Annotated in this window: 7 protein-coding genes; all 7 read left to right on the plus strand. The window is 39.8% G+C overall.

Going from position 1 to position 7,362, the window contains the following annotated elements; genetic code table 11:
- The first annotated feature begins 28 nt into the window (after positions 1-28).
- Positions 29-1,480 (plus strand): lipopolysaccharide kinase InaA family protein, encoded by a 1,452-nt coding sequence (locus tag VQ643_RS12795; RefSeq protein WP_414200195.1) that lies wholly within the window; start codon positions 29-31, stop codon positions 1,478-1,480.
- Positions 1,481-1,483: 3 nt separating this feature from the next.
- Complete coding sequence (locus VQ643_RS12800) at positions 1,484-3,256, plus strand: carbamoyltransferase (RefSeq protein WP_414200196.1); 1,773 nt, start codon at positions 1,484-1,486, stop codon at positions 3,254-3,256.
- Positions 3,243-4,349 carry a glycosyltransferase gene (locus VQ643_RS12805; protein WP_414200197.1) on the plus strand — a complete coding sequence of 369 codons (1,107 nt, stop codon included), beginning with the start codon at positions 3,243-3,245 and terminating at the stop codon, positions 4,347-4,349. The genes VQ643_RS12800 and VQ643_RS12805 overlap by 14 nt, the downstream gene beginning before the upstream one ends.
- A gap of 53 nt (positions 4,350-4,402) precedes the next feature.
- Positions 4,403-5,107 carry a DUF421 domain-containing protein gene (locus VQ643_RS12810; RefSeq protein WP_414200199.1) on the plus strand — a complete coding sequence of 235 codons (705 nt, stop codon included), beginning with the start codon at positions 4,403-4,405 and terminating at the stop codon, positions 5,105-5,107.
- Between the two features lie 29 nt (positions 5,108-5,136).
- The gene (locus VQ643_RS12815) at positions 5,137-6,093 is read left to right on the plus strand and encodes a glycosyltransferase (RefSeq protein WP_414200200.1); all 957 of its coding nucleotides are present in this window, start codon (positions 5,137-5,139) and stop codon (positions 6,091-6,093) included.
- Positions 6,094-6,140: 47 nt separating this feature from the next.
- Complete coding sequence (locus VQ643_RS12820; RefSeq protein WP_414200201.1) at positions 6,141-6,977, plus strand: DUF6625 family protein; 837 nt, start codon at positions 6,141-6,143, stop codon at positions 6,975-6,977.
- A partial coding sequence (locus tag VQ643_RS12825) for a hypothetical protein (protein WP_414200202.1) occupies positions 6,974-7,362 on the plus strand: 389 nt, incomplete at its 3' end. The genes VQ643_RS12820 and VQ643_RS12825, both read left to right, overlap by 4 nt.

The following is a 7,362-nucleotide window of genomic DNA, read 5'->3' on the forward strand; positions in this document are numbered from 1 at the left end:
TAGCAATGCCATTTCAGGAGCAGCTTTAATGGGGACTCGCCATCTTGTCGGTCGCTCTCCTCAGTTGCCGATTCAAATACTACTTGCCGATGGTAGTAACTTAGAACTTGTGCAATGGCTACGCGTTTTACCTAATCAGCGCTATGTCGCCAAAGCCAATTGGCAAGGCTCAACTGTCCTTGCTAAGCTTTTTATAGGCCCTAAAGCAGAACGTAACTATCAGCGTGACGTTAGTGGTGTGGAGTTACTCCAAGGGCAGGCCATCACTACGCCTATGATTATTCATCAAGAGCAGAGTCTGCGCTTTTGCTGCTTATTGTTTGAGTTTTTAGACCCCGTCGAAAATCTAGCTGATGCTTGGAAGCGCCATGAAAATGAAGCCTACTTAAGCTCACACCAACAAGATATTTTAGCCAGAGCCTTACAATGCATAGCGCATATGCATGCTCAAGGTATATGGCAAGAAGACTTACATTTAGATAATTTGCTTTATCACCACCAAAAAGTTTATGTAATTGATGGTGATGGCATCCAAGCGGAGCAGGCGGGCACTGCACTTTCTACAGCAAAGGCAACGGATAATCTCGGTGTTTTTTTTGCTCAGCTCCCTATCGAAGTTATGCCTTACCTGCGTCCTTTAATGCTGTACTATTATCTGGTTAACCCTGCTAGTGCAGTAGATATAGACGAGTTAATTAAGGTCGTTGAGCGTGTTCGTGCCTGGCGATTACGGGATTATTTAAAAAAGACTAAACGAGATTGCACCTTATTTTTTGCACAAATTAGCCTTTTTGGTTTAACCATTGCAAAACGTGCAGAATATGAACAACAAGATCTAGCTCAGTTACTAGAAAATGCAGATCACTTTATTAACCAAGGGCATATCTACAAAACAGGTGGCGCAGCAACAGTAGCAAAGGTGATCTGGAACGATAAGCCGTTCATCATAAAGCGCTACAATATTAAAAATTGGCGGCATTGGTTGAAGCGATTTTGGCGGCCTAGCCGAGCTTGGCATAGCTGGTATGAAGGTAATAGATTAAATTTTTTAGGTATTTACACACCAGCCTTATTAGCGGTGAAAGAATACCGTTGGCTAGGGTTACGTGGACCCGCTTGGCTAATTACTGATTATTGTGCAGGACAGGATATAATTGCACATTGGGCTCAATATAAAGATATAAGCCCACCAGAGACTGAGTTGCTCGCTTTAGATCAGTTATTTAATGCGCTGATACGTGAACAGATTAGTCATGGTGATTTAAAAGGACACAATATTTTTTGGCAACAAGGTCGATGGCTATTAATAGATCTTGATGCCGTACAACAGCACCAAAAAACAGCCTCTTTTGTCAAAGCTTATGCCAAAGATCGGCAGCGCTTTTTACGCAATTGGGCGCCAGACAGTGCGTTGTACACACTACTTGATCAGCGTTTACCGCAGGTGCATAGCGTCTGCCACGATAAAACAAAGGGGTAACCCATGGGTTTAACAGTTCTCGGACTTTCAGGTTCATTAAGTCATGATCCATCTGCTGCGTTATATATAGATGGCAAATTAATTGCAGCCGCAGAAGAAGAGCGCTTTGTACGAGACAAGCATGCAAAAAACCGCATGCCTTATGAGTCAGCAAAATTCTGTCTAGAATTTGCAGGTATTAAGCCGAGCGATGTTGATGTTGTTGCTATTCCATTTGCACCTATTAGTTTGGCAGAGAAGGCGCGCTGGCACTATGCTAAACGCTATTGGTATGCACCTGATCGCGCCTTAGATGCTATTTTTACAGGTAACCGCCGTTTTAAGCGTTTTTATAAAAAAACACAATGGTGTTTAGAGCAGCTAGGTTTTGACCTGAAAAAAGTCAAAATTGAACCCGTTGAACATCATCTAGCACATGCGGCTAGCGCCTACTTATGCTCAGGATTTAAAGAAAAAACTGCCATTTTAGGCATTGATGGTAAAGGCGAATATGCCACTACCTTCTTTGGTTATGGTGAGAATGGCAAAATTCATAAAATTAAAGAATTTTATGATCCTGACTCGTTGGGCGGCTTATACGGTGCTATGACTGAGTTCCTTGGCTTTGAAATGCTAGATGGCGAATTCAAAGTGATGGGCATGGCACCTTATGGTAATCCTGATTTGTATGACTTATCTCGCCTAGCCAAATTTGAAAATGGCGAGCTTGTTATCAACACAGAATACGCCAACGTTATTGGCTTGCGCCGCTATAAAGAAAATGGCAAAGGCTTTTACTTCTCACCTAAACTGATTGAATGGTTAGGGCCAAAGCGTGAAGGCGACGTGGCAGATGATCCATACATTCATTATGCCGCTAGCGTGCAAGCCCTATTTGAAAAGCTAGCGTTAGAAATGATGGATTACTACCTTGGCGATATTATTAAACAAACAGGAAAAATCGCTTTTGCTGGCGGTAGCGCGTTAAACGTTAAGCTTAATCAAAAAATTATTGCACGTGATGAAGTTAAAGAACTATGGGTTCAGCCAGCGGCTGGTGATGCGGGCACTTCCTTAGGTGCCGCCGCTTATGTGTCGCAGCAACGTGGCGTGCCTGTAGAAAAAATGGAGCATGTTTATTTAGGCCCAGCCTATAGCAATGAAGAAGTCATTGCCGCGTGCGCAAAACATCCCATGCAACCTAAATGGACAAAGATTGACAATGTGCCAGAGCATATTGCCAAGGTTATGGTCGATGGTAATCCGGTAGCTTGGTTCCAAGGCCGTATGGAGTTTGGTCCGCGCGCACTAGGTGGGCGTTCTATTATTGGTTGCCCAAGTGTGCCAGGCGTAGCCGATCGTATTAATGAACAAATTAAATTCCGTGAACGCTGGCGTCCATTTTGCCCTTCAATGCTAGATAGCGTTGCACCAAAAATGCTAAAAGTTGATCATCCGTCACCTTTTATGACTTTTACCTTTGAGGTCAATGAAGAGTGGAAAGAGCGTGTTGGTGAGGTAGTACATGAAGATGGCACCTCTCGTGCGCAAGTACTAGAACGTCAATACAACCCGCGCTGGTACGATTTAATGCTGGAGTTGGAAAAGCTAACAGGCAATGGAGTTTCCCTGAACACATCATTGAATCGCCGCGGCGAGCCGATGATTTGCTCACCAACAGATGCGCTCAATATGTTCTATGGCTCGGACTTACAGTACCTCATCATGGAAGATATTTTAGTTGTTAAAGAACCAGAAACCTCATCTAGTGAAGACGCATTGAATGAGTCAGCCTAACACTTCAAGCACTGCAGGGCCTAAATGGGTCCTGCAGTTTTGTCACGGCCATGATGGCCCCTTTCTTGACTGTGCACGGCAATATGCAGCACTGTTTATTGGCACCGAATATAAGGTATGCACTGTTTACTTAACCGGCAAGCCTGATGATAGCGTACGCAGTGAAAGCGCTTCAGATGAAGTTATTTTTCTCAACTACACTAGCAAGCAAATTCGTGGTTTAAAGCTTTCTGCTATTTCAGCGTTTAAAAAACTAGCAGCACAGCGTGACTATGCATTTTGTATTGCGCATCGCTTTAAACCTATTTACATAGCTTTACTAGGCTCTAAGCTGCCTGTAATTGGTGTTCACCATGCTTTTGGTGATTATCAACGCCGTTCACGCCAAATCTTCGCCAATTTTTTTGCCAAGCGTTTACGTTTGTTAGGTGTTTCCAATGCTGTGCGTGATGATATCCGCCAGTGCTTCCCCAAATGGAGCGCTGAACGAATTGAAACACTTTACAACCGCATTGACCCTCAAGCCTTACAAAATAAACAAATTGATCGCACACAAGCTCGTAGCCAGCTCAACTTGCCCTTGGATGCTTATGTGGTGGCTAATGTTGGGCGCCTGCATCCAGATAAAGACCAAACCACCCTTATTAAAGCCTTTGCTAAAGCACTTCCTCAACTACCAGAGGGAAGTTTGCTGGTTATCATGGGAAAAGGGCGCTTAGAAACAGAGCTAAAATTATTAACACAGCGCTTAGGCATTGAAAAACAGGTGCGTTTTTTAGGACAGGTTGCCAATGGAAAGTGCTACTTTAAGGCCTTTGATCTCTTTGTTTTAAGCTCAGATCATGAACCCTTTGGTATGGTATTGCTTGAAGCGATGGCTGCTGGAGTGCCTGTATTGTCCAGTGACTGCGGTGGTGCTGTAGAAGTGATTAAAAACCGCCAGCAGCGATTTCCATTAGCAGATGACAGCGCATGTGCACAATTGATTGAACAAGCACAGCAAGGGAAAATTGACTGGCAGGAGAGTAATTTTCAAGGCTTTACTGATATTGAAGTCAAACAACAGTTTTGGGCTTGGATAAAAAAAGCATAAACTATAATGCCGCATAGGTGTGCTCAATTAAGCATTAGAGGCTAACTCACAATATGGATATTTTATTGGCTATTGGAAACTATTTGCTCCCATACCTTTTGCTTTTTGTGAAGCTGCTTATTGGTTTTTTAATTATCATTGCTAATATGAATTGGCAAGGAAAAACACAAATTTCGCAAATGAACGCTATTGATTTTGTAGGCAATTTTGTCTTGGGCGGCATCATAGGCGGAATCATCTACAATACAGATTTGGCATTTTGGCAATATATTAGTTCGTTAATTGTAGGAATTGCGCTAATCAACAGCCTTAACTGGTTGGTGCACAAGACTAACTTCTTTAGAGCATTTGCTGGAGCTAGCCCAATAGTGCTTATTCGTGATGGCCAATTCCATGTTGAAAGTATTAATGACAAGCGCAACAAAATAGATATCGCTTGCATTGCAAGCAGTTTGCGTATTGCAGGGCATATGTCATTTGCAGAAATTAACTTTCTACAAATTGAACCAAATGGGCAACTAACCATTCTGACTAAGGATCAGGGATTTCACCTGCCAGGTAAACTCATTTTTATGAATGGTTGTGTTTGCTATTCAGAGTTAAAAGACTTAGGAAAAGATGAAGATTGGTTCGTGCAAAAAATGAAACACTTTGGACTAGAAGACTATAGTAAAGTTTTCCTAGTGGAGTATTGGAATGGGCAGTTCATCATTGTGCATAAAGATGGCAGTGTAATTAACAATAGTAAAACAGCATAAGACAAAGGTTTGACGTAGAGGAGAAACCTGTGAAGGTTTTATTATTAGTACAAGATGAGCAGCGCATTATTTTAGATGAGCTTTACGCTGCTATTGCCCGTTATTGTGAATGCACAATATTGCGCTTAACCGATGAAGAACAAGCTAATTTACGTCGCTACTTTAAAAAAAATATAGATGTAACCCAATATGATCGTATCATCACTTTTTTACGTTTTAAAAAAGAGCTTAAACAAACCCGTTTTATTCGCACTATTCCTAATCTAGTTGCCTTAGAACACGACGCCTACCAGAATTACATTGATTGCAAATACACAGGTAAATTTTCCTACTATTACAGTAAAATGCCTTGGATTAGAGTGTTAAGTTCAGGCGCAAGTGTAGCCAGAAAATTACGTGAAGAAGGCTTTGATGCCGTCTTTGTAGCAAAAGGCTACGACCAAAATATGATGCAAGACAAGCATCTAGAGCGGGATATTGAACTGGGTTTTGTGGGTAGCACCAAAAGCGTTGCTTATTCAGGACGCAAAGCCTTATTGGATGAGTTAAGTAGCAAAGAAAACCTGATAGTGACCAAGACAAACTCAGGTGACGACTACGTAAATATGCTCAATCGTATCCGCTTCTTTGTCAGCGCGGATATGGGGATGGGCGAATATATGATAAAAAACTTTGAGGCCATGGCCTGCGGTTGCGTGGTATTTGCCTATAAACACTCAGATGAAGAAGCAGATGCTGTTGGCTTTAAAGATATGGAAACTGTAGTTTTATATCAAAGTGTTAGCGAGCTAATTGAAAAACTTACCTATTTAAGAGCAAATCCGATCCAAGCACAGACAATAGCTGAAAATGGTAAAAAGCTGGCCAATTCAGGATTTACTTTTGACTTAATTGGACAGAAGATTGTTGCTAGTATTCAGCCTGAATTAAGACAGGCTAAGAAGCTTAGTTTTTTTGATAGGTTGTTCAATAGAAGTATAGTTTAAAATTTATATCGTGCAGAAACCGGTAGGATGTTTAGGAATAGTTTGAAATGAAAAAATTAGTTGTATTGATTCCTTACTTTGGTAAGTTACCTGCTTGGTTTCCAATTTTTTTAAAAAGTTGCGAGCTTAACCCTCATGTGGACTGGTATTTTTTTACGGATGTCGATTGCTCTAAATATAAAGTAAGTAATGTTTTCTTTGTGAATTTAACCTTTAATGAGTATTGTAAAGATATATCTGAAAAGTTGAGTATTAACTTTTATCCTAGTAGCCCTTATAAGTTATGCGATTTAAAACCTGTGCTGGGTTATTTAAATAAAGATATTATAAGTAAATATGAGTTTTGGGCGTTTAGTGATATTGATCTAGTGTATGGGGATCTGCTTAATTATTATGGCGACTTAATGAGCAAGTATGATCTGATTTCTAATCATCAGAATAGAATATCAGGGCATTTAACGCTAATTAGATCATCTTCAGGGTTAGAAAATCTTTTTTTAAAAATACTCAATTGGAAAGAAAAATTTGAAAGCCAAGAACATTATGCATTAGACGAAGGAGCATTTTCTAAGTTCTTCATTAAGCACAAAAATTGGCCAGAAGGATTAAGAAAAATAGCAGACGCTTTTAATGGGTTAAGACAAAAAAGTTATTTTCATGAAGCTTATACTACTCCTAATGCGGGTATAAACTGGGTGGACGGTACGAAAAATTTTCCTCAAAAATGGTATTGGAAAAATGGTGTTATTACCAACAGTTTAATTGATATTCGAGTCCCGTATTTTCATTTTATGGATTGGAAGAAAAACTACTCAGATAAAAATGTCAATATTGGAAATATTAATTTGTTAGATGTGTGTTTTTCTATGGAAGGAATTGTATGAATACACTTTATATTTTATGGTCATCAGAAAAAGAATATAAGTCCATTCACAAGGTTACTGATTTAATTATAAATAGTGGTAATGGAAATAGGTATATCCTTTTTTTACAAGGTGAGTATGTTGACTATTCATTTTGTAATGCTGAAGTGTTTTTCTTAAAAGGAAATAGGAGGTCTATAAAAGGAAAACGCTTTTATTATTTTAACAAAATGAAATTGCTTGGTGAGTTAAGTAAGCTTATAGAAAAACTGTCAATAGATACTATATGGTTAGATGGTGTAGGTTGCCTTAAATTTTTCTCAGGTATTAAAAAAATACAGGGCTATAGTATAAACGTCATAATTCATAATGAAATTAGAGATGTGGGTGTTAGTAGAGATTTTTT

Origin of the sequence: Pseudomonas sp. F1_0610 (genome assembly GCF_047470865.1) — a bacterium.
Lineage (GTDB): Bacteria > Pseudomonadota > Gammaproteobacteria > Pseudomonadales > Pseudomonadaceae > JAZDRH01.

Excerpts from the sequence above, each read along its gene's own strand:
- VQ643_RS12810 (WP_414200199.1), top strand. The coding sequence starts at position 4,403 with ATGGATATTTTATTGGCTATTGGAAACTATTTGCTCCCATACCTTTTG.
- VQ643_RS12795 (WP_414200195.1), top strand. The coding sequence starts at position 29 with ATGGGGACTCGCCATCTTGTCGGTCGCTCTCCTCAGTTGCCGATTCAA.
- VQ643_RS12805 (WP_414200197.1), top strand. The coding sequence starts at position 3,243 with ATGAGTCAGCCTAACACTTCAAGCACTGCAGGGCCTAAATGGGTCCTG.
- VQ643_RS12820 (WP_414200201.1), top strand. The coding sequence starts at position 6,141 with ATGAAAAAATTAGTTGTATTGATTCCTTACTTTGGTAAGTTACCTGCT.
- VQ643_RS12800 (WP_414200196.1), top strand. The coding sequence starts at position 1,484 with ATGGGTTTAACAGTTCTCGGACTTTCAGGTTCATTAAGTCATGATCCA.